The organism is Streptomyces sp. NPDC013457 (genome assembly GCF_043089925.1).
Lineage (GTDB): Bacteria > Actinomycetota > Actinomycetes > Streptomycetales > Streptomycetaceae > Streptomyces.
The window spans coordinates 87,456-109,359 of the sequence record NZ_JBICBL010000017.1; the positions used below are offsets into that span (position 1 = coordinate 87,456).

General features: G+C 71.2%; 18 protein-coding genes and 1 pseudogene. 8 read left to right on the forward strand and 11 right to left on the reverse strand.

The features are described 5' to 3' along the window. The first annotated feature begins 448 nt into the window (after window positions 1–448). The 4 genes and pseudogenes from ACF1G2_RS34000 to ACF1G2_RS34015 form a co-directional block, all read left to right on the forward strand. The gene (locus tag ACF1G2_RS34000; RefSeq protein WP_391802015.1) at window positions 449–1,894 is read left to right on the forward strand and encodes a lamin tail domain-containing protein; all 1,446 of its coding nucleotides are present in this window, start codon (window positions 449–451) and stop codon (window positions 1,892–1,894) included. 180 nt (window positions 1,895–2,074) lie between these two features. After that, complete coding sequence (locus ACF1G2_RS34005) at window positions 2,075–3,364, forward strand: alpha-L-fucosidase (RefSeq protein ID WP_391802016.1); 1,290 nt, start codon at window positions 2,075–2,077, stop codon at window positions 3,362–3,364. 14 nt (window positions 3,365–3,378) lie between these two features. Then, window positions 3,379–5,004 carry a glycoside hydrolase family 13 protein gene (locus ACF1G2_RS34010; protein WP_391802017.1) on the forward strand — a complete coding sequence of 542 codons (1,626 nt, stop codon included), beginning with the start codon at window positions 3,379–3,381 and terminating at the stop codon, window positions 5,002–5,004. Between the two features lie 168 nt (window positions 5,005–5,172). Then, window positions 5,173–5,391, forward strand: a pseudogene (locus ACF1G2_RS34015) (alpha-L-fucosidase); the annotation flags it as partial. A gap of 17 nt (window positions 5,392–5,408) precedes the next feature. Here ACF1G2_RS34015 and ACF1G2_RS34020 read toward each other — a convergent pair. Next, the gene (locus tag ACF1G2_RS34020; RefSeq protein ID WP_391802040.1) at window positions 5,409–5,564 is read right to left on the reverse strand and encodes a hypothetical protein; all 156 of its coding nucleotides are present in this window, start codon (window positions 5,562–5,564) and stop codon (window positions 5,409–5,411) included. Between the two features lie 437 nt (window positions 5,565–6,001). Between ACF1G2_RS34020 and ACF1G2_RS34025 the strand changes: the two genes are divergently transcribed. Further along, entirely contained in the window at window positions 6,002–8,434 is a 2,433-nt protein-coding gene (locus tag ACF1G2_RS34025; RefSeq protein ID WP_391802018.1) for a polysaccharide lyase 8 family protein, read from the forward strand. Window positions 8,435–8,476: 42 nt separating this feature from the next. Here ACF1G2_RS34025 and ACF1G2_RS34030 read toward each other — a convergent pair whose 3' ends face one another. The 9 genes from ACF1G2_RS34030 to ACF1G2_RS34070 all read right to left on the reverse strand — a co-directional run bounded on the left by ACF1G2_RS34030 (window position 8,477) and on the right by ACF1G2_RS34070 (window position 18,243). After that, window positions 8,477–9,979 (reverse strand): HAD-IA family hydrolase, encoded by a 1,503-nt coding sequence (locus ACF1G2_RS34030; protein WP_391802019.1) that lies wholly within the window; start codon window positions 9,977–9,979, stop codon window positions 8,477–8,479. A 183-nt stretch (window positions 9,980–10,162) separates the two neighbouring features. Then, complete coding sequence (locus tag ACF1G2_RS34035; protein WP_391802037.1) at window positions 10,163–10,393, reverse strand: hypothetical protein; 231 nt, start codon at window positions 10,391–10,393, stop codon at window positions 10,163–10,165. A 40-nt stretch (window positions 10,394–10,433) separates the two neighbouring features. Beyond that, a complete protein-coding gene (locus ACF1G2_RS34040) occupies window positions 10,434–11,411 on the reverse strand; it encodes a hydroxyacid dehydrogenase (RefSeq protein ID WP_391802038.1) in 978 nt (325 codons plus the stop codon). Window positions 11,412–11,497: 86 nt separating this feature from the next. Beyond that, entirely contained in the window at window positions 11,498–12,433 is a 936-nt protein-coding gene (locus ACF1G2_RS34045; protein WP_391802020.1) for a carbohydrate ABC transporter permease, read from the reverse strand. Next, window positions 12,430–13,416: a carbohydrate ABC transporter permease gene (locus tag ACF1G2_RS34050; RefSeq protein ID WP_391802021.1), complete on the reverse strand. Its 987-nt coding sequence runs from the start codon at window positions 13,414–13,416 to the stop codon at window positions 12,430–12,432. Before ACF1G2_RS34050 ends, ACF1G2_RS34045 begins: the two co-directional genes overlap by 4 nt. Window positions 13,417–13,506: 90 nt before the next feature. Then, window positions 13,507–14,817 carry an ABC transporter substrate-binding protein gene (locus ACF1G2_RS34055; protein ID WP_391802022.1) on the reverse strand — a complete coding sequence of 437 codons (1,311 nt, stop codon included), beginning with the start codon at window positions 14,815–14,817 and terminating at the stop codon, window positions 13,507–13,509. A 126-nt stretch (window positions 14,818–14,943) separates the two neighbouring features. Beyond that, on the reverse strand, window positions 14,944–16,038 hold the full coding sequence (locus ACF1G2_RS34060; protein ID WP_391802023.1) for a substrate-binding domain-containing protein: 1,095 nt from the start codon (window positions 16,036–16,038) through the stop codon (window positions 14,944–14,946). 108 nt (window positions 16,039–16,146) lie between these two features. Next, a complete protein-coding gene (locus ACF1G2_RS34065; RefSeq protein ID WP_391802024.1) occupies window positions 16,147–17,778 on the reverse strand; it encodes a molybdopterin-dependent oxidoreductase in 1,632 nt (543 codons plus the stop codon). A 225-nt stretch (window positions 17,779–18,003) separates the two neighbouring features. Continuing rightward, window positions 18,004–18,243 carry a chaplin gene (locus ACF1G2_RS34070; protein ID WP_391802025.1) on the reverse strand — a complete coding sequence of 80 codons (240 nt, stop codon included), beginning with the start codon at window positions 18,241–18,243 and terminating at the stop codon, window positions 18,004–18,006. A 339-nt stretch (window positions 18,244–18,582) separates the two neighbouring features. Between ACF1G2_RS34070 and ACF1G2_RS34075 the strand changes: the two genes are divergently transcribed. From ACF1G2_RS34075 to ACF1G2_RS34085, 3 genes are all read left to right on the forward strand, one after another. Next, on the forward strand, window positions 18,583–19,128 hold the full coding sequence (locus ACF1G2_RS34075; protein WP_391802026.1) for a flavodoxin domain-containing protein: 546 nt from the start codon (window positions 18,583–18,585) through the stop codon (window positions 19,126–19,128). Window positions 19,129–19,336: 208 nt separating this feature from the next. Beyond that, window positions 19,337–19,942, forward strand: a complete 606-nt coding sequence (locus ACF1G2_RS34080) for a CBS domain-containing protein (RefSeq protein ID WP_391802039.1) — start codon at window positions 19,337–19,339, stop codon at window positions 19,940–19,942. 53 nt (window positions 19,943–19,995) lie between these two features. Then, window positions 19,996–20,682 (forward strand): response regulator, encoded by a 687-nt coding sequence (locus tag ACF1G2_RS34085; protein ID WP_391802027.1) that lies wholly within the window; start codon window positions 19,996–19,998, stop codon window positions 20,680–20,682. Between the two features lie 15 nt (window positions 20,683–20,697). On the opposite strand, the gene ACF1G2_RS34090 is transcribed toward ACF1G2_RS34085, so the two are convergent. Further along, window positions 20,698–21,904: GAF domain-containing sensor histidine kinase (locus ACF1G2_RS34090; RefSeq protein WP_391802028.1), on the reverse strand; the 1,207-nt coding region annotated here is incomplete at its 5' end.

Consider the following 21,904-nt stretch of genomic DNA (forward strand, 5'->3'; position numbering starts at 1 on the left):
CAGCGCCATATCAGGCAAATGAAGCAACAGACTGTCACATTCCGGACGTACGAGGCGTCAACGAACGTGTGGCATCCGAGTCACGTGGCGCGTCGCACCTTCAGGGTGATCTCGTTCTGACCCCTTCACTCCCGTGCGCCGCCCTTCCCGGTCGCCCGGTTCGACGCCCCGAGCGCCCGCTGCGGCCTGTCAGGCCCCCGCGGTCAGGCGGGCGGCCGCGCGAGGGCGCCGGCCTCTGAGACCTCGCTCCCCCACGAGGATCTGTCGGGTGCCGCAGGCAGCGAAGCCGTTCCGGCCCGGGCGCCGGTGAGCGGGCGGACGGACCGGTCGGTCTGCCGTTCGGCGTGCGTTCACATGGCAACCGGGCGAATGCCGAACGGCGTTCGGCATTCGCCGGGACCCTCGTCTCGCCCAGCCCCAATCCTTCGCTTCTCCCTGGACGGACACCGTGCTCGAAGTACGCGCTCCTCGCGGGCGTCGTCGCCTCGCCCCCTTCCGCCGCGCCTCTCTCCGCCTCACCGTCGCCGGCTCCACCCTTGCGGCCGCCGCGACGCTGCTCGCGCCCGCGGCGCACGCGGCCCCGGCGGACGACATCCGCATCAACGAGGTCGTGACGACCGGCAGCGTCAACGACTCGATCGAGCTCTTCAACAAGGGCACGGCGGCCGTGGACCTCTCGGGCTGGATCCTCAAGGACGACAACAACAGTTCGAGGTTCACCGTGCCGTCCGGGACGACTCTCGCCCCGGGAGCGGCCCGCGCGTTCGACGTCTCCGCGGCCTTCGGCCTCGGCTCCGGCGACAAGGCCCGTCTCTACCTTCCCGGCGGCAGCGCTCTCGTCGACAGCTTCAGCTGGACCAGCCGCTCCGCCCCGTCCTGGTCACGGTGTCCCGACGGCACCGGTGCCTTCGGCCGGACGGCTGCCCTGACTCTCGGGGCGCCGAACAACTGCGGATCCGGCGGAGGTACGAGCGCGGAGGCCTGGCCCGGTGGCACCTCCGTGGCGACGGCCGACGGCTCCGACGTATTCGGTTCGGACCTCAGCGGCCTCTACCAGGAGGGCTCCGTGCTGTGGGGCGCCCAGAACTCCGGCAGGCTGTGGCGGATGGTCCGCGACGGCTCCGGCGGCTGGCGGCCCGACACAACGAACGGCTGGACCTCCGGCAAGACCCTGCGGTTCCCCGGGGGCACCGGCACGGCGGACAGCGAGGCCGTCACCCTGACCGGCGCGGGGGCCACGGGCGGCGCGTACGTCGCGAGCGAGCGCAACGGCGACGCGTCCGGCACCAGCCGCCTGTCCGTCCTCCGCTACGACGTCGCCACGGGCACCGGCAGCAGCCTGACCGCCACGAGGGAGTGGAACCTCACCACCGATCTGCCGGCCGTGGGCTCCAACCTCGGCTTCGAGGCGATCACCTGGATCCCCGACGCCACGCTCGCCGCGGCGGGCTTCCAGGACGAGTCGACCGGCGCGGCCTATGACCCGAGCCGGTACGGCGCGCACACCGGCGGCGTCTTCTTCCTCGGGGTCGAGGGCACCGGCACGGTCCACGGCTACGTGCTCGGGGACGGCGGCTCCGCCACCCGGATCGCCACGATCGGCAGCGGCATGTCCGGCGTGATGGAGCTCCAGTGGGAGGCGCAGGCCGCACGACTGTGGCTGGTCTGCGACGACACCTGCTCCGGCGCGCACAGGACCATGAAGATCGGCGCCGGCGGCACCTTCACCCTCGCCGCGGTCCACAACCGGCCGAGCGGCATGTCCAACCTGAACAACGAGGGCTTCGCGCTCGCCGGGGCCGACGAGTGCGTCGGCGGAACCAAGCCCGTGTACTGGGCCGACGACAGCAACACCGGCGGTCACGCGATCCGCAGGGGCACCGTCACCTGCTGAGCCGGACGCCGTGTCCGTGGCTGCCGAATTCCGCACGGGCGCTCTGGACCGGTCGAGCCGGAGGCGGTAGCGTCAGACGCAGAGGGGAAAGCGCTTTCTATCCTCGCTGGATCCGACGCACCGGTCCGGCCCGCCCGACCCGGCGGGTGGCCAACCCGCCGCGCCCTGAAGGACGACCCGATGCCTCTTGCCCCCACACAGGGCCAACTGGAGTGGCAGGAGGCTGGATTCGGCCTCTTCTTCCACTTCGGTGTCAACACGTTCAACGGCCGGGAGTGGAGCGACGGCACCCTCGATCCGGCGACGTTCGCACCGAGTGCGTTCGACGCCGGACAGTGGGTGGAGACGGCGGTCGCCGCCGGGGCGGCGTACGTCGTCCTCACGGCCAAGCACCACGACGGATTCTGCCTGTGGCCCACCACGACGACCGACTACTCGGTGGCCTCCTCGCCCTGGCGTGACGGCCAGGGCGACGTGGTCGGCGAGGTGGCCGCGGCCTGCCGCGCCGCCGGAGTCAAGTTCGGGCTCTACCTCTCCCCCTGGGACCGCAACGCCCCGTGCTACGACGATCCGCCGGCGTACGACGCATTCTACCTAAGCCAGTTGACCGAGCTGTGCACCCGCTACGGACCCCTTCACGAGCTCTGGTTCGACGGCGCGGGCTCCGAGGGCCGTACGTACGACTGGGACGCCGTCATGGCCGTCATCGACACCCACCAGCCGCAGGCCATGGTCTTCAACATGGGGCGCCCGACGATCCGTTGGGTCGGGAACGAGGACGGTCTCGCCGCCGATCCCTGCGCGTACGTCGTCCAGGCCACCGGCGTCTCCGTCTACGACGACGCCGCCAGGGCCCTCGACCGGGCGTGCTACCTTCCGCCCGAGTGCGACGTACCCATCCGCCGCAACTGGTTCTGGCAGCCGGACGACCGTCATACCCTCAAGAGCCGTGACCACCTTCTCGCCATCTGGTACCGCTCGGTCGGCCTCGGAGCCGGGCTGCTGCTCAACGTGCCGCCGGACCGGCGCGGCCTGATCGACGACGCCGACCGAGTCCGCCTGCTGGAGTTCACCGGCGAGGTGGCCCGCCGCTTCGCCCACCCGGTGCCTGCCCGCCTGACCACCGAAGGCGAGGACATCGTCGCCCGCTTCCCCCGGCCTGTCCTCATCGACCATCTCGAACTGCGGGAGGACCTGGTCTCGGGCCAGCGCGTCACGGACCACGAGATCCGTGCCGACGGCACGCTGATGGCCTCCGGCCACACCGTCGGCGTCCGTCGTGTCCACGCCTTCGAGCCCGTCACCGTATCCGAGGTGCGGATCAGGCTTGTCGGAGAAGGCGCGCGGATCGGCCGGGTCACCGGCTTCCACGCCGGCTGCTCCTCGGCTCCGGACATCGAGGAACAGCCGGAGGTCATGACCGACAAGTTCGTTCCCGCGCCGGACATCGCCGCCGGCACGCCCACGTAGGAGGTGACACGTCCGTGTCCTTCACGCCCAGCCCTCCCTGGTGGCGCAGCGCCGTCATCTACCAGATCTATCCACGCAGTTACGCCGACGGGAACGGGGACGGGATCGGCGACATCGCCGGTATCCGGGCCCGGCTTCCGCACCTGAAGGACCTCGGGGTCGACGCGGTGTGGATCTCTCCCTGGTACGTGTCGCCGATGGCCGACGCGGGTTACGACGTGGCCGACTACCGCGATATCGACCCACTCTTCGGCACCCTCGAGGAGGCCGAGGCCCTTGTCGCCGAGGCCCATGAGTCGGGCTTGCGGATCATCGTCGACATGGTGCCCAACCACTGCTCGGATCAGCATCCCTGGTTCCGGGCTGCCCTGGCCGCCGGTCCAAAATCGCCGGCGCGAGAGCTGTTCCACTTCCGCCCCGGCAAGGGCGGGCACGGTGAACTTCCCCCCAACGACTGGCAGTCCTGCTTCGGTGGCCCGGCCTGGACCCGCACCACCGACGCGGACGGCACACCGGGCGAGTGGTACCTACACCTGTTCGCGCCGGAACAGCCCGACTGGAACTGGGCGCACCCCGAGGTCCGTGAGGAGTTCGAGTCGATCCTGCGCTTCTGGTTCGACCGAGGGGTGGACGGCTTCCGCATCGACGTCGCGTCCCTGCTGATCAAGCAGGACGGACTGCCCGACAAGGCCTCGCTGCCAGAAGGCGCACCCTCGCCGGACGCGGACCGGCCGGGGGTGCACGAGATCTACCGCGCCTGGCGGAAGATCGCCGACTCCTACGCGGGCGAACGCGTCTTCGTGGGCGAGCTCTGGGTCTCCTCCGAGTCCCTGCCTCGCTACCTGCGGCAGGACGAACTCCACACGGGCTTCAACTTTCCCTTCATGCAGGCCCCGTGGGACGCGTCCGGGCTGCGCTCGGTGATCGACGAGACGATCGCCCAGCACGCACCGGTCGGGGCCCCGGCCACCTGGGTGCTCGGGAACCATGACATCACCCGAGTCGTCACCCGCTACGGCCGCACCGACACCTCGTACGTCGAGCGGCGGCACGGCCTCCCCGTCGATCTCGGCCTCGGTCTCCGCCGCGCCCGCGCCGCGGCGCTCCTCAGCTTCGCCCTGCCCGGCAGCGTCTACGTCTACCAGGGCGAGGAACTGGGCCTGTGGGAGGTCGAGGACATACCGCTCGGCCACCGCCAGGACCCCACTCTCCACCAGTCGGGTGGGGAGGACCTCGGCCGCGACGGCTGCCGCGTCCCACTGCCGTGGGAGGGCGACGAGGCGCCCTTCGGCTTCAGCCCGGCCGGTACGGAGTCGGAGCCGTGGCTGCCCCAGCCGCCGGCGTGGAAGGACCACACCGTCGCCGCCGAGAGCGGCGACCCGGACTCGGTACTGGAGCTGTACCGCACCGCGCTGGAGATCCGCCGCACGGAACCCGCCCTCGGCGACGGCGGGTTGGACTGGCTTCCCGCGCCGGACGGAGTCCTCGCCTTCACACGTGGCTCCGGCTTCGCCTGCGCCGTCAATTTCTCGGAGTCCCCCGCCGACCTGCCCGCCCACACCGAGCTGCTGCTGGCCAGCGGTCCGCTCGACGACGGCCTGCTGCCGCCCGACACCACGGTCTGGCTCCGAACCGACTGACGCCGGAATCCCGGGAGTACGCGAACGGAGCCGCGCCGATCCACCACAGACGGCGGTCGAAGCGGACCGGTGAGGGTCGGCGCCGCCCACGCGTGCGACCGCCGGCCCGGCCCAGCCGAGCCCGGGCGCCGCGGAGCCTCTCCGCATCCACCCCGCTCCCGGCTGCACCGAGGACCGGTCTCGCTGCGCGGCGTGCGCAACGCGGTGGAGCGGGTGACGGTGCTCGGTACCGGCGCGCAGCTGGGCCATCAGGTGACCGGCGGCCTCCACGAGGTTCCCGGTGTGCTGTGGATCGACGCTCCGGACGCGTCGGACGTCGACGATGATGCGACCGTGCTCGCGGTCGAACTCGACGGGGAGCTCGATCTCTGCCGCGGAACGGGCCGGGACCGAGTCGTTCCGGCTCACGCTCGACCGCCGGCGCGGACCACGCGGGGAGAGACGCCGAGTTCGCGCCCGCACGCCTTGTCGGACGCCTCCGGATCGCCGATTCCGACCGCCGCCGCCACCGCGGGGTTCGGCAGGGCCGACGGGCTGAGCAGGTGCCCTGCCCGTTCCATGGCGCCGGTGCCGGATGTACCCCGCGACGGCGGTGCCGGTCTCGGCGCGGAAGGACGACGTGGAGCACGCCGTCGGCGACGAGTTCGGCGGTGTACCGGTAGAGGTGCAGCTGCACAGGTCCGGCAGCCGGAACACCTCGACCGGACTCGTCGTGCCGTGTACTCCGGCACCGAGGCTGAGCACCCGCGGCGGATCGTCGAGCCGTACCGCGCAGGGCCGTCCCCGGCGCACCCGGACGCCCTCCGTCACATCAGGGATCCACCAGCAGAGCGAAACGATCAAAACGCTCAACTTCGTCACCAGTATGGATCGTTTGACTGTTCGCATGTTAGAAACCAGCCAGCCGCGACTTGTTTCCTCCGCTCTCCGGTGCACACGCCCACCCGCGCCCCCGGGCACTCGCCGCAGTGTCCCCCTCACCCAGCAGGAGCCCGCAATGACGCGATCCTGGTCCCGCCGCACCTTTCTGCGCACGACCGGCGGCACGGCGCTCGCCCTCGGCCTCGTCGGAAGTCCGCCGCTGTCCGGACGGGCCATGGCAGCCGACGAGTTCGGCACGCTGCGTGCCGTCTGGCGCACCCTGCTGCTCGGTGAGGGCTTCAGTCCCACCGCCGAACCGTTCAGGACGAAGCTGGCCACGCTCGGCACCCGAGCCGCCGAGCTCCGGTCGACGATGGCTCCCGCCACCGGGTCCCTCTGGCCCGACGCGGTGTGGACCGACCCCGAGCCCGACACCGACCAGGAGTCGTACGGCTACTCGGCCAAGATGAACGAGAGCTACTACCGCCTGCTCACGATGGCCCAGGCGTACTCCCAGCCGGGCACCGGTCTGACCGGCGACTCCTCTCTCGCGGACGACATCGTCGCCGGCCTCGACCACATGTACGCCCGGGTCTACAACGAGGGCCAGGCACGCTTCGGGAACTGGTACAACTGGCAGATCGGCGCACCCCAGGCGCTCCTCGACACCTGCGTGCTCCTGTACGACCGGCTGTCGGCCACGCAGATCGCGAACTTCGGCCGTTCCGTCGACCACTTCGTCCCGGACTCCGCCGTCGCGAGTTACAGCGGCACCAGCACCGGGGCCAACCGCGTCGACCTCTGCCGGGTGCTGATCCTGCGTGGCGTCGTCGGCGGCAGCTCCGCCAAGATCGCCCTCGGCCGGAACGCGCTCTCGCCCGTCTTCCCGTACGTCACCACCGGCGACGGCCTCTACGCCGACGGCTCCTTCATCCAGCACTCCTCGGTCCCGTACGCCGGCACGTACGGCGCGGTCATGCTCGGCGGCCTCGGCATACTCTTCGCGCTGCTCACCGGGTCCAGCTGGGCCGTCACCGACCCGAACCGCCAGCTCGTCCTGAACGCGGTCGAGAACGCCTGGGCCCCGTTCCTCTACAACGGGCTCGTCATGGACAACGTGTCCGGGCGCGGAATGAGCCGCGGCGTCAGCCTCGGCGACCCCAGCCAGGTCCAGGCGGACGACCATCTGCGCGGCCACGCCATCCTCGCCTCCATCGTGCTGCTCGGGCAGGGTGCGAGCGCCGCGGAGAACGCGCGCTGGAGGGGCCTGGTCAAGGGCTGGATCCAGCGCGACTACTACAGCCCGCCGCTGAGCGACCCCTCGCTCGGCCTCGTGGGACTCGCACGGCTGAAGTCCGTCGCGGAGGACACCTCGGTCTCCGCGATCGCCGAACCCGTCGGGCACCGGCTCTTCCCGGCCATGGCACGGGCCACCCACCGCCGCCCCGGCTGGGCCGCCTCGATCAGCATGGCCGGCAAGCGCATCACCCACTACGAGACCGGCAACGGCGAGAACCTGCGCGGCTGGCACACCGGCTCCGGAATGCTCTACTGGTGGGGCGACACCTACGCCAACGGGCAGTACAGCGACGCCTTCTGGCCCACCGTCGACCCCTACCGGCTGCCCGGCACCACCACCTCGCGCATCGCGCTCGCCGACGGCGCCGGTGGCGACTGGGGCGCGTCCAAGCCCGACGTCAACTGGGTGGGCGGCGCCACCGACGGCACCCGGGCCGCCGTCGGTCAGTACCTCAAGGGCCTCCAGAGCACCCTGATGTCGAAGAAGTCCTGGTTCTGCCTGGACGACGCCATCGTCTGTCTGGGCGCGGGCATCAAGAGCACCGACGGCGCCGCGGTCGAGTCCGTCGTGGAGAACCGCAACCTCGGAGCCGACGGCACCCACGCGCTCACCGTCGACGGCACCGCGAAGCCGGTGAGCCACCCCTGGTCGGAGACGCTGACCGGGGCGACCTGGGCGCACATCGGCGGCATGGGCGGATACGTCTTCCCTGGTGGCGCGACGGTCAAGGCGCTGCGCGAGGAGCGCACCGGCCGGTGGAGCGACATCAACCGGGGCATGGCCACCACCGCGATCACCCGCCGGTACCTGACCCTGTACGTCGACCACGGCACCAACCCGTTCGACGCGACCTACGCGTACGTCCTGATGCCCGGTGCCGGCACGGGCCAGACCGCGGCGCGCGCGGCCGACACCGGCTGGGTGCAGGTCCTCGCCAACACGGACGCCCAACAGGGCGTGCGCGTGCCCTCGCTGGGCTTCACCGGCGTCAACTTCTGGTTCGGCGGCACCGCCGGGGCGCTCACGGCGAGCGCGCCCTGCTCCGTCATGATCTCCGAGAAGAGCGACGGCACCGCGGTGATCTGCGTCAGCGATCCGATGCGCATGCAGACCGGTCTCACCCTCACCTGGAACCGGGCCGTGGCCTCCGTGACCTCCAAGCCGTCCACGGTCACCGGAACGACCACGGGCTCCTCGCTCGGCCTGACGTTCGGCGACCTCAGCGGAACTCTCGGCGCCACCCAGAGAACCACCGTCCGCCTGGGCTGAGCGGAGGGGCACCCGCCGTCGGGACGGGCGCCCCTCTCTCCGTCACCCCCGTCCGCGCGGCCTACGGCCCGCCTCCAGGAGCGCCACCAGCTCCTGGAGGCCGGTCAGGACGCGCCGGCCGGGGCCCGACTCGACCGGTACGAGCGAGGGGACGGCGGCGACCCTGCAGCCCGCGGCCTCCGCCGCGGCGATGCCCGCGGGGCTGTCCTCCACGGCGAGACAGCCCGCCGGGTCGACGCCCAGCGCACGCGCGGCGGCCAGATACGGCTCGGGATGCGGCTTCGTCCGGTCCGTGTCGTCCGCGGTCACCGTCACCTGGAACGACTCGGCGCCGAGCAGTTTGAGCACCGACTCCACGACGGTCCGGGGCGAGGCGGTGACGAGGGCCACGGGAATGCCCATGTCCCCCAGCGTGCCGAGGAGTTCCCGGGCTCCCGGGAGCACGGTCGTCTCCGCCTCGACCGCCGCGAGGAAGCGTGCCTCCAGCTCGGCGACCAGGGCGTCGAGCGGGCGCTCGGTGTCCGAGACCCGCCGCAGGTGGACGGCGGTGTCCTCCGCACAGCGCCCCACCACCTCGGAGGTGTCCGCGTCGGTCAGCCGGTGTCCGACCCCTTCCGCCACCTCCTGTGCGGTGCGCCACCACAGGGCCTCGGTGTCGACGAGCGTGCCGTCCATGTCCACCAGGACGGCGCGCGGTTCGGTGCCGAACGGGCGCCCGTCCAGAGTCCAGTGCGAGTCCGGGCGGTGGTCCAGGGCCGCGAACACCTGAGCTGCGACATCCTGGTGCCGGAGCGCCTCCACCCGAGCACCCGCCGGGACGTCGGGTCCCGCGCACGCGATCCATGCGGTGCGCTCAAGCTCCGAACGGCCGCCGTGACCGCCCTCGTCACGGTGACCGTGGTCCGTGACGACGATGAACGTCCAGGCCTCCTCGGCGTAGGAGGACCGGCCGCGCACCGCGGCGAGGAGGCGGCCGAGCCGCTCGTCGGCGCGGACGGCGGCCCGCTCGTACTCCTCGCCGCAGCCGAGGACGTGGGCCGTCTCGTCGACGGCTCCCAGATAGACGAAGGACGCCTCGGGGTCGTACTCGGTGAGGACGCGCACGGCCTCGGCGGTGATCAGTTCGTCGGCCTCCTCCCACCCCTCGCAGTCCTCGGCGGACGGGGCGACGTGGGTCACCCGGCCGGGGCCTCGGAAGAGGGGCCCGCCGTACGCCACCGTCATCAGCGGCTCCCAGGCGGCCGCCACGTAGGTGCGACGGCCGGCGTCCCTCAGCCGGGTCGTGAAGTCGGGGAAGACCGCGAGGCGGTTGCCGCTGAAGTCGTTGCTCCAGACGGCGTGCTTGTCCACGGTCACCCCCGTCACGATCGTCGCCCAGCACGGCCCCGACATGGTCGGGGTGCCGGGCTCGACGACGACCGGCGCGAGGAACCCGTCCGCCTCGAGGGCGTCCAGATGCGGGGTGTCGAGCCGCCCCAGGATGTCGAGGCGCACACCGTCGATGCCGACGACGAGGACGCGGCGGCGGCGAGCGGCAAGGTGCATGGGTTTCCTCCGGATCGGACGGTACGGACGGGACGGGCAGTACGGACGGGGGGTGGTACGGGTGACTGAGTGGGCCGGGCGGTAGGAGCGGCATTGGCGCGGGCGGCCCCGGACGGCGTGCGGGTCGCCCCGAAGGACGCGCGGCCCGGATCGCGGTCGTGCCGCGCTGCGGCGCGGCGCCGTTCAGAGAGCGCGCAGCACCAGTCGCAGCACCGCGGGTCCCGCCTCCAGCGTGTGCTGCGGCAGCGGACCGGGACCGCACGAAGCGGTCCCGATGCCGTGGTGCGCCACGTCGACGTTGACGTGCACCCTGTCTCCGGCCCTCAGATCGGTGGTGTGCCGGGCGGATTCCAGTTCCGCGCCGGTCCAGCGGCGGACGGTGAGGTCGTACGAAGGCCGTCCGCCGATCCGCAGTCCGCCCCGGTCGCCGGAGACCCGGCCGGAGCGGTGGTCGTCAGGCGGAGCGGGCGAGCTCGTCGGGGCCGACGCCGTGGGCGAGCGGCCGGCCCTCGGCGTAGCGCTGCACCTCGTCGGTCGCCCAGTGGGCCATCCGTACGAGCTCGTTGCCGAGCGATCCGGCGATGTGCGGGGTGAGCAGCACGTTGGGCAGCGTGTAGAGCGGCGACCCGGCGGGCAGCACCTCGGGCTCGGTGACGTCGAGGACGGCGTGGATCCGGCCGTGCAGCAGCTCCTCGGTGAGCGCCGCGGTGTCGACGAGGGAGCCGCGTGCGGTGTTGATGAGCGTGGCCCCGTCCCGCAGCAGTCCGAGCCGCCGCCGGTCGAACATGTGCCGCGTCTCCGGGAGCTGCGGAGCGTGGATGGAGACCACGTCGCTGCGCCGTACGAGCTCGTCGAGGCCGACGGAGCGCGCGCCGAGCGTCCCGGCCTCGTCCGCCTCCACGTACGGGTCGTACAGCAGGACCTCGAAGTCGAAGGGGCGCAGGAGCTGCAGCACCCGGCGGCCGATCCGTGACGCGCCGACGACGCCGACGGTACGGCGGTAGTTGCCGTGCCCGGCGAAGTACGGCAGGAGGGAGACCTGGTCGCGGGCCTCCCGGTAGGCCCCGGCGCTGTCGAGGATCCGCTTGCCGGTGAACAGGATCGCGGCGAGTGTGAACTCGGCGACCGGGAGCGCGTTGGCGCCCGCCGCGGTCGAGACGGCGATTCCGCGCTCCCACACCGCCTCGGTGACGTGGTGCTTGACCGAGCCGGCGGCATGGACGACCGCCCGCAGCCGGGGCATCGCGCGCACCGCTTCCGCGGTGAGACGCGGTGCGCCCCAGTGGGTGAAGAGCACTTCGGTGTCGGCGAGTGCGGCCGGGTCGGCGTCGGCGAAGTCGCTGACGAAGCAACCTGTGTCCACGGCCGCGACAGCGGCCAGCCGGTCGAGGGCGCCTTCGGCCAACAGCTGGGCGTGGATGGCGGCGCCCATGGCCAGCAGGGTGCGCGGACGGTGCGCGCGGGGCGCGGGTGCCGTACGACCGTCGTGGAGGAGGGAGGTTTCCGGTACGGGCACGGTCACTTCACCGCGCCCGCGGTGAGGCCCGAGCGCCAGAAGCGCTGCAGGCAGATGAAGGCGATGATGAGCGGCACGACTGCGACGAGCGAACCGGTGATCACGAGGGAGTAGAACTCGGGCTGCAGCTGCGTGGTGCTGTTCCACATGAACAGGCCGAGATTGACCGGGTACAAGGTGTCGTCGTTGAGCATCACGAGCGCACCGAAGAAGTTGTTCCAGCTTCCGGTGAAGGAGAACAGGAAGATGGTCATGAAGCCGGGCGAGAGCATCGGCAGGGCGATCCGTGTGAACGTGCCCAGTTCGCCGGCGCCGTCCACGCGGGCGGCCTCCAGCACCTCGTTCGGCACGTACCCCTCGGAGAAGACCCGGGCGAGGTAGACGCCGAACGGGTTGACCAGCGCGGGCAGGAGGAGCGCCCAGTACGTGTTGACCAGGCCGACCTTGGAGGCCAGCAGGTACATGGGCAGCTGGATCACCGTGGCGGGGACGAGCAGGCCGCCGAGGACGACGCCGAACAGTTTCTCCTTGCCACGGAACTCGTACTTGTCGAAGGCGTAGCCGGTGGCGACGCACAGGAGCGTCGAGGCGGCCGAGCCGATCACGGAGTAGATGACGCTGTTGCCGAGCCAGCGCAGGTAGATGCCGTCGTTGAAGGTGAAGACCGCGGCGAGGTTGGAGAAGAGGTTGAAGTCGGCGAAGGCGAAGCCGTCGCTGGAGAAGAGGTCGCCGTGGTCCTTGGTGGCGGCGAACAGCAGCCAGCTGACCGGCATCAGCATGTAGAAGGAGGCGATGAGGAGCACGCCGTTGACGACGCCCTTGGAGAGCAGGTTGCCCGGACGCCTTCTGCGGGGCTCGCGGCGCTTGCCTGCCGCGGCGGCCGCGGCGGGGCGGGCTTCGCCGACCGCGGGTTCCTGGATGACCGTGTGCGTGCTCATGCCGCCCTCCACCGGTTTCCGATCTTGGTGACGATGTACGAGAGCGCGACGCCGAGCGCGGCGAGCAGGAGGGACGCGGCGGCGGCGAGGCCATAGTCGTGCTGCAGGAAGGCCGCCTTCCAGATGTACATGGTGGGCGACCACTCGGTGTCGACGGCGGAGGTGCCGCGCTGGCCGAGGAGCTTCGGTTCGGTGAAGAGCTGGATGGCGCCGACACAGGTGAACAGGACGGCCATCACGACCGCCGAGGTGATCATGGGCACCTTGATCTGCAGTGCGGTGCGGATCGGCCCGGCGCCGTCCATGTCCGCGGCCTCGATGAGCTCGCGGGGGATGGCCTGCAGCGCGGCATAGAAGATGATCATGTTGTACCCCGTCCACTGCCAGGCCGTGAGGTTCACGATGGACGAGTACACGTGGTCGGAGCTGAAGAAGTCCCATGAGCCGCCGGCGGCCTCGATCCAGTCGAGCACCGGGCTGAGCCCCGGGGTGTAGAGGTAGATCCACAGGATCGAGGCGATCAGGCCGGGGATGGCGTGCGGCAGGAAGAGCGCGAGCTGGAAGAAGCGCCGGGCACGCGCCACGGCCGAGTCGACCAGCAGCGCGAGGGCGAGCGCCCCGCCGATCATCACCGGGATGTAGAGCGTGCAGTACAGGGCGATGTGCAGGAACGACCCGCGGAAGCCCTCGTCCGAGAGCGCCCTGAAGAAGTTCTCGAGGCCGGTGAACGCCCGCTCGGTGCCGCCGAAGCCGAGTCCGGAAGACCGCTCCGTGAAGAGGCTCATCCACACCGCGTACACGATGGGCGCCGCCGTCATGGCGGCGAAGAGCACGAAGAACGGGACGATGAACAGGGCGGCCGCCGCGCGCTGGTTGCGCCTCAGCGGTGAACTGCCTCTGGGGGTGCGGCCGGTGCGCGGGCCGCCGGTACGGCTGCCGTCGGCCGCGGGCGGGGGTGCGACCTTCGCGAGTGGTGCTGCCACGGGTGCTCCTTGGCGTGTGGGCGCTGCGGGTCCGGGGGTGTGGGACGGCGGGGCCCGGCCGGGGTCAGGGTGCGGCCGGGCCCCACCGGGTCACTCGGCGAGCTTCAGCCCGCGCTCCTGGATGCCCGTCGTGGCCTTCGCCTGACCGGCGGCGACGCCGCCGGTGAAGCCGCTATTGGCGCTCGCGTCCTGGATGGCGGTGTAGACGTCCATCTGGTTCGGGCCCCAGGTCCAGCCGGGGACGATCGTGTCGACCTGCTCGGAGGCCAGCTCGTAGAGGTCCTGGCCGTTGAAGTAGGCGGTGTCGAACTTCGCGGCGGCCACGGCGCGCATCTCCGGGTTGGCCGGCAGGGCGCTGCTGGGCTTGGTCGGGTCGCTCAGCCGCGCCTCGACCGCGTCAGCGTTGGTGGTGATCCACTTGATGAACTCGGCCGCGGCCTCGACGTTCTTGCTGCCCTTCAGCACGCCGTAGGAGCTGCCCCCGTAGTTGCCGCTGGCAGGGGTGCCCCAGTTCGGCATCGGGGCGGCGGCCCACTTGCCCTTGAGGTCCGGCAGGTTGGTCTTCATGCCGGCCGCGGACCAGGAGGCGCCGAGTATGGAGAGCGTCTTGCCCTCGACGCGGGCCTTGGTCTCCTCCGGGCTCCAGCCGGTGTAGGTCTGCACGAGGTCGTTCTTGACCAGGTCGTCCCAGTAGGCCGCGACCTTCTTGGACGCGGCGTCGTCGACGCCGGGCTTCCACGCGTCGCCCTGGGTGCTGAACCACTTCCCGCCGGCCTGCCAGGAGAGCGCGGCGAGGAGGGCGGGGTCGGCCTTGGTCATGTTGGCCAGACGGACGTTCTTGTCGGCCTTCTTGACCTTCTCCGCGGCGGCTCTGAACTCGTCCCAGGTCTTGGGCACCTCGATGCCGTACTTCTTGAACAGGTCCGTGCGGTAGTAGTAGACCTGCGGCGCGGCGTCGAACGGCACGGTCCAGGTCTTGCCGCCGAAGGTCACCAGGTCCTGGATGGCCTTGGGGAACTTCTCCTTGACGGTGTCACCGGCGGGCTCGGTGAGATCGACGAGGTATCCCTGGCTCGCGAACTCGGGAACCATCTGGTACTCGATGGTGGCCACGTCGGGCGCGTTGCCCGCCTTCACGCCGTTGGCCAGCTTGCCGTAGCCCTCCGCGCCGCCGGGGATCTCGGTGAACTCGACCTGGATGTCCTTGTGGGTCCGGTTGAACTCGTCGACCGTGGCCTTGGCGCCACCCGTCCAGGTCCAGTAGGTGAGGGTGACCGGCTTGCCGTCGGAGGCGGAGTCGGCCGAGTCGCCTTCACCGCCACCGCACGCGGTGGCGAACAGGCCGAGAGCGGCGAGGGTGGCGATGGCGGCTGTACGGAACGATCGTGAAGTGCGCGGCATGGCACGGCTCCTACGGAAACCTCGACGGGGAGAGAGGCGAACGAGGCATATCCTTTTCGCCAACTCGATCACCGTCAAGAGCAAACGCACAAGACAATCAAAATGATCGCTAGACGATCAACAAGGTCACTCACTCTCCGGCGACTCGCGAAGAGCCCCGCAGGAGGCCCGGACCCTCAACTTCGGCAGCAGGTCCACGTGTTGGCGGGGCTCCGGCTCCCTGCCCGTGCTCAGCTCGGCCAGGCGCTGGAGCAGGAGCCTCGCGGCCAGCTCACCGACCGCCTGCTTCGGCGGGGCGATCGCCGTCAGCGGAACGTCCGCCAGGTTGGCCACCTCGTCCTCGTACGCGATCAGCGCGAGGTCCTCCGGGACGGCGATACCGCGCGCCTGCAACCGGGGGACGAGCACGATCGCGTCCTCGTCGCTGTGCACCAGGGCCGCCGTCACCCCGTGCCGCTCGACGGCCTCGACGAGATACTCCGCGACCTCGTCGTACTCCTGCCCGGACAGCCGCACGCACGGCGACCCGGGTACGGTCTCCAGGCCGAGCGACCGTACCGCGTCCAGGTATCCGGACGTGATGCCCGCGGCGTGCGGGCCCTCCTGGAGCACGGCGGCGACCGAACGGTGGCCGAGCGAGGCGAAATGGCTCACCGCGAGCGCGGCCCCGTGCGCGCGGTCGGTGCGCACCCGGTCGAGCAGGGCCGCCGGGTTGGCGGCCTGCGCCGTACGCTCCACCAGTACGGTCGGCGCCCCGCAGGCCGTCAGCCACTCCTCCTGGCCGTCGGCGGGCGCCCCGGCGAACCAGCTGGGCGCGACCAGCAGACCTTCGGCGCCGCTGTTCAGCAGATGCTCGGCCTGGACGGGGTCCTCGCTGTCGACGTACCCGGACACACCGAGCACCAGCCGGCCCCCCTGCGCCTCGACGGCCTTGCGGGCGCCGCTGACGACGTCGCCGAAGATGTACCTCGTCGTCGGCACGATCATTCCGATCACCCGGCCACCGGTGTCCGGCTGTTCGGCTCGGGCCGCCTCGCCCGGCCAGACGACCGCTCCGTGCATGCGCTGCACCTTGCCCTGGTTGGCGAGCGTGTCCACGTCCCGGCGCAGGGTCACCGGGGAGACACCCAACTCGGCCGCGAGCTCGGTGACGCGGATGCTGCCCCGCTCCCGGACCAGCTCGAGGACCCGGTCGTGGCGATGGTCGACATGGTGTCGCATGGCTCCCCCTGGAGCGTTCACGGAGGCGTCACCGTACGCCTTTGGCGCAAGCGTATCGATCGATTGCGATCGAATCGATCAGAATCGATGATGCGGAGATTGTGAAAATCACGCATCGTCGGGGCGCCCGGTCTGTTCGCGTCCGGGCTGAGGGACGGTGACGAACACGCTGTGCCGGCCGCTCGCTCCGTCGGGGACGGTGCGGGCCCTCCGCTCGGTCTGCACGCTTCCCGTACCGTCCGTGGCGCGGACGGTGATCGTGTGGCCGCCGGGGACGGCGTTCCAGCGGTAGGACCACTGGCGCCAGGTGTCGACGGTGTCCCGGACGGCGAGGTCGGCGTCCTGCCAGGGCCCGTCGTCGATCCGGACCTCGACGCGGGTGATGCCGCGGCGCTGGGCCCAGGCGACGCCCGCGACGGTGACGGTACCGGCGGCGGGGCGGGCGAACGGCTTGGGTGTGTCGATGCGGGACTGGGTCTTGATCGGCGCCCGGCGGGCCCATGAGCGCCTGACCCAGTACGGGTCGTAGGCGTCGAAGGTGGTGAGCTCGACATCGGTGATCCACTTGCAGGCCGAGACGTAGCCGTACAGCCCGGGCACGAGCATGCGAACAGGGAAGCCGTGGTCGAAGGGCAGGGGTTCGCCGTTCATCGCGACGGCGAGGATGGCGTCGCGGCCGTCCATGAGGTCCTCGACCGGGGAACCCAGCGTCATGCCGTCCACGGAGCGGGCCACCAGCTGGTCAGCTGCGCCTCCCTTCGAGGGCGGCAGCACGCCGGCGTCCTGGAGGAGGGCGGCGAGTGGGATGCCGAGCCAGCGGGCGTTGCCGATATAGGGGCCGCCGACCTCGTTGGACACGCAGGTCAGCGTGATGTCGCGTTCGATGAGCGGACGGGCCAGCAGCTGCTCGAGGGTGTAGGTGCGGGGGCGGGTGACGCCGAGCCCGTGGATCCTCAGCCGCCAGGTCCGGGCGTCGACCTTGGGAACGGTCAGTGCGGTGTCGACGCGGTAGAAGTCGCGGTTGGGGGTGGTGAACGGGCTGATGCCGGGCACCTTCGACCGGGCGCCGGCCGGGACAGGAGGAGCCGGCGAGACCGGCTCGGGGAGGACCAGGGCTTCGCGGGAGGCGATGGCGCCCCTGCCGTGCTGGGCGGAGAAGAAGCGCCCGAGCACGCCCGCCGAGGTCGCCGCGGCGGCGGTCACTGCGGCGGCGGTGAGGAAGCCGCGCCTGTTCCACCCTCCGCCGCGGCTCTCGTCGCCCTCAAGTGCCGTGTCCTGTGCGGAGGTTGCCCGGGAGGACAGGAGGTGCACAGCGAGTGCGCCGGCGACCGCTCCGGCGATCGAGGGGAGCACGTCACCGATGCCGGTGGAGTCGGGCCGGCTCAGGGCCGCGGCCGCGGCGACGACCCCGAAGAGCAGTACGCCCGCGGCGCCGGCAGAGCGGTGACGCAGGCTGAGCACACCCAGTCCGACGGCGATGACCGCGAGAACGGCGACGATGCCGAGCTGGAGGACGGTCTTGTCGTGCTCCCCGAACGTGCGGATGGCGAAGTCCTTCACCGCGGCCGGAGTCCGGTCGATCACCGCACCGCCCACCACCGTCACCGGTCCTGCGGCAGGCCGCAGCAGTCCGGCGACGAGCTCGGCGACGGCCAGTGCGGTGAAGGCGGCCAGCAGTCCGGCCGTGGCGCCCAGGACGGCGCGGGAGAGGGTGCTGCGGAAGCTGCTCACTCCCGGCATTCGGCGGCACCCGACCGGCGGATTGGTCCGACGCCCGAAGGAGTGAGCCGCCCACGGCTTCAGTGCCTGCGGGTGGCTGTCACGACAGCCACCCGCAGGCGACCCGACCGGCTCACGGTTGCGCGCAACACCTCACCTGAGGCGTTCCGCGACCGCTGCCGGGCGGGTCACCGGTCCGCCGCCACCTGTCGGGCGGCGGACCAGGGTGCTTCTCGCGCCGCCTGGTCAGGCGTTGACGCAGGTGTTGCCGAAGGACGGGTTCAGCAGCCCGATGACGCTGACGGTGTTGCCGCAGGCGTTGACCGGAACGTGGATCGGCACCTGGATGAGGTTGCCCGAGCCCACGCCCGGGGAGTACGCGGCCACACCCTGAGCCCCGGTGTCGGCCGAAGCCATCGACGCGCCACCCACCACGACGGCTCCAGCCGCCACCGCCACCGCGAGACCTCGTCGCACACGAACCATTTCCACTACCTCCTAGGGGGATTCCTCGCGCCGCACGGAGGGTCCGCACGGCGCCGTGAGGAACGGCGGAACGCCGTCCCTCACCCGTGCCTTCGGCGCCGCCGGCCCGGCGGCTGGGTCAGCGGGCCCCGCTTCCCTCGAACGGGGGAATCGACGTGGGTGGGGTGACGGAACGAGGTCGACGGAAATGACCTCCGGTCGGTGCGCTTCGTCCACACAAGTGGGGACCGTTCGACCCCAGCGACGTGCACGTCCCCTGGAACAGACTGGTGGTGTCGGACCCGGGAGGTCCTCATGCACACCGACCGGTGAGGGAATCAACCGAGGAGATGAGTCGTGATGCGTGCTGTGATCGTTTACGAGAGCCTGTTCGGCAACACGCGGGAGATCGCCGACGCGATCGGCGAGGGCGTGAAGCAGGCGCACCCGGACGCCGATGTCGAATGCCTGGCAGTGGATGACGCGCTGCCGGGGCGCGTCGGCCCGACCGACCTGCTGGTCGTCGGCGGGCCGACGCACATGCGGGGCATGACCACCGGGACGAGCCGGAAGATGGGGCTGAAGTCCGAGGAGAGCGAAGCGAAGAAGGAGCAGCGGACGTTCACGCCCCTGCCGGACGCCGCCGGCCCGGGCGTCCGCGACTGGTTCCACGACACGCTCCCGAAGGCCCACACGGGTACCCATGCCGCCGCGGCGTTCGACACGCGGGCGGACATGCGTCTGGCCGGTGGCGCCGCCCGCGGCATCGCGCGCCGACTGCGCGGCCATGGCTACGAGCTCGTGGCGGAGCCGGAGGGATTCGTCATCGAGGACACCGAGGGCCCCCTGCGTGCGGGCGAGCGGGATCGGGCAAGGGCGTGGGGCGCGGCCCTTCAGATCGTCTGACCGACGTCGGACCCATACCCCTCGCGCGGGCCGAACAGCGTCCCGAGGGGACCATCCGGTCCTCCTGTCCCCTTGTGGAACCAGGTCAGACCGGGATGGGACATCGATGAGGAGGCACCCCATGAGCACTCCCCCGAACCCGCGGCCCACCGCGGCTCTCTCCGCCGATCGACGTGACCCCGCCTCGCGCTACACCGTCGGCGACGTCATGACCCGCACCGCCGTCGCCGTGGGACGTGACGCGTCCTACAAGGAGATCGTGGCCCTCATGGACGAGTGGAAGGTGAGCGCCCTGCCGGTCGTGGCGGGCGAGGGGCGGGTGATCGGGGTCGTCTCGGAGGCCGATCTGCTGCCCAAGGAAGAGTTCCGCACGGACGAACCCCGCCCGGACGAGTTCGACGCGGCGTCCAAGGCCGGAGCGGTGAGGGCCGGGGAGCTCATGTCCAGCCCGGCCGTCACAGTCCACCCGGACGCGACGCTCGCCGAGGCGGCACGGATCATGGCGACGCGGAGGGTGAAGCGGCTGCCCGTGGTCGACGGCATCGGCATGCTGGAGGGCGTCGTCAGCCGGAGCGATCTGCTGAAAGTGTTCCTCCGTACGGACGCCGAGGTCGAGGAGGACATCCGCCGGTCCGTGCTCGGCGAACCCGCCACTCCCCCCGGGCTCGATGTGACGGTCGCGGACGGTGTGGCCACGATCCGCGGGCTTCTCTCCGACCGGTCGATGGTGCCGCTGGTCGCGCGCGCCGTGTGGGCCGTGGAGGGTGTCGTGGACGTACGGATGGATCTCGGAGTACCTCGAGGCGCTCCATGACGGACAATCCTTATGGGGGCGGGGTGCCTATCCGACTCGCCACAGGGGTCGCCATGACCGAGCTGCCCTCAGCCACCGAACCGACGCGGATCTTCCTGGTCGACGATCACGAGGTCGTCCGCCGGGGCCTGCGCGACCTGCTCGACGACGAGCCCGACATGGAGGTCGTCGGCGAGGCGTCCACAGCCGGGCAGGCGCTGGCCAGGGGGCCCGCACTCAGGCCGGACGTGGCGGTGCTCGACGTACGGCTGCCCGACGGCAACGGCATCGCCGTCTGCCGGGAGCTCCGCTCCCGCATGCCCGAGCTGGCCTGTCTGATGCTGACGTCGTTCGACGACGAGGAAGCGCTCCTCGACGCGATCATGGCGGGCGCCGCCGGGTACGTGCTCAAGCAGATCAAGGGTTCCGATCTGGTGTCGGCGGTGCGGACCGTGGCCACGGGTCAGTCGATGCTCGATCCGGCCACCACCGCCCGGCTGATGCGTTCGCTGCGCGATCCCGAGGCGGTGAAGCCGCCGGAGGACGAGCGGCTCGCGGTGCTGTCCGAGAGGGAGCGATCGGTACTCGAACTCATCGGCGAGGGACTTACCAACCGGCAGATCGCCAAACGCCTCTATCTCTCGGAGAAGACGGTCAAGAACCACATCTCACGGCTGCTGGGCAAGCTCGGGGTCGAGCGACGGGTGCAGGCCGCCGTCATCGCCGCGCAGGTCCACGAGCACGACGCGCGGCAGAGGTGAGGCGAGGCAGCGCGCTCACAGGTCCGCCGTCGGCAGCGGGATCCGCCACTCCAGTTCCGTGCCGCCACCGGGCTCGGCCCGACCACTGACCGACAAGGTGCCTCCCAGCCTCCTGGCCCGCTCGGCCAGGTTCCGCAGTCCGCTACGGCTGACACCCTCCGGCATGCCCACGCCGTCGTCACTCACCGCAACCGTCAGCGCGCCGTCGCCCGCGGCGACGGTGACCTCCACCCTGCGGGCCCGGGCGTGCCGCGCCACGTTGGTCAGCGCCTCGCCCAAAACGGCGAGCACCTCGTCGGCGGCCTCGGGAGGAACGTCGGTGTCCAGCAGGCCCTCCATGCGCAGGGCCGGGGCGAAGCCGAGCATGGACGCGGCCACGTCCACCGCCTTGACCACACCGTTGCGGAGCCTCGGTGCACCTCCGCCGGTCTCGTGTTCCCGGAGGCCGAAGATGGTCGACCGGATGATCTTGATGGTGGCGTCCAGGTCGTCGATGGCCCGGGTCAGCCGGTCCACCGCCTCCGGGTGCTCGACGAAGCGCCGCGCGCTCTGCAGCGTCATCCCGGTGGCGAACAGGCGCTGGATCGCCAGGTCGTGCAGGTCGCGGGCGATCCGGTCGCGATCCTCCAGCAGGCTCACCTGCTCCGCGTCACGACGGCGGTCGGCCAGTTCGAGCGCCAGGGCCGCCTGCCCCGCGAATCCGGGAAGAGCGGTGACCTCGGCGGACGCGAAGGGCGGCCGCCCATGGCGCCGGGCGAGGATCAGCACCCCGCTCAGTCGCTCCTTCGTGCCGACGGTCACGGCCACCGCCGGGCCGAGCCCCTTCCACCGCTCGGGCTGCACCGTGATGCGGGGCTCGTTCTCGACGTCGCCCACCATGACCAGGCCCTCCTGCGCAAGGGCGGCCTCGACCAGCGTCCCCTCGCTGCTCGGCAGCACGACGCCCCGGTGCGCTTCGGCGCCCGCACCGCACGCGAGCGAGCCCCGCAGCTCACCGCCCGTACCCACCAGGTAGAAGACCCCCATGTCGGCCCCCGCGATGTCCACCGCCTGCTCCAGCATCCCCTCGAGCACCTGGGACTCCTCTACCCCGGACAGAAGGGCGCTGGTCAGGTCGGAGTTCGCGACCAGCCACCGCTGACGCAGTCGTCCCTCCTCGTAGAGGCGGGCGTTCTCGATGGCGATGCCGGCCGCGACGGCCAGCGTCGTCACGACCGCCTCG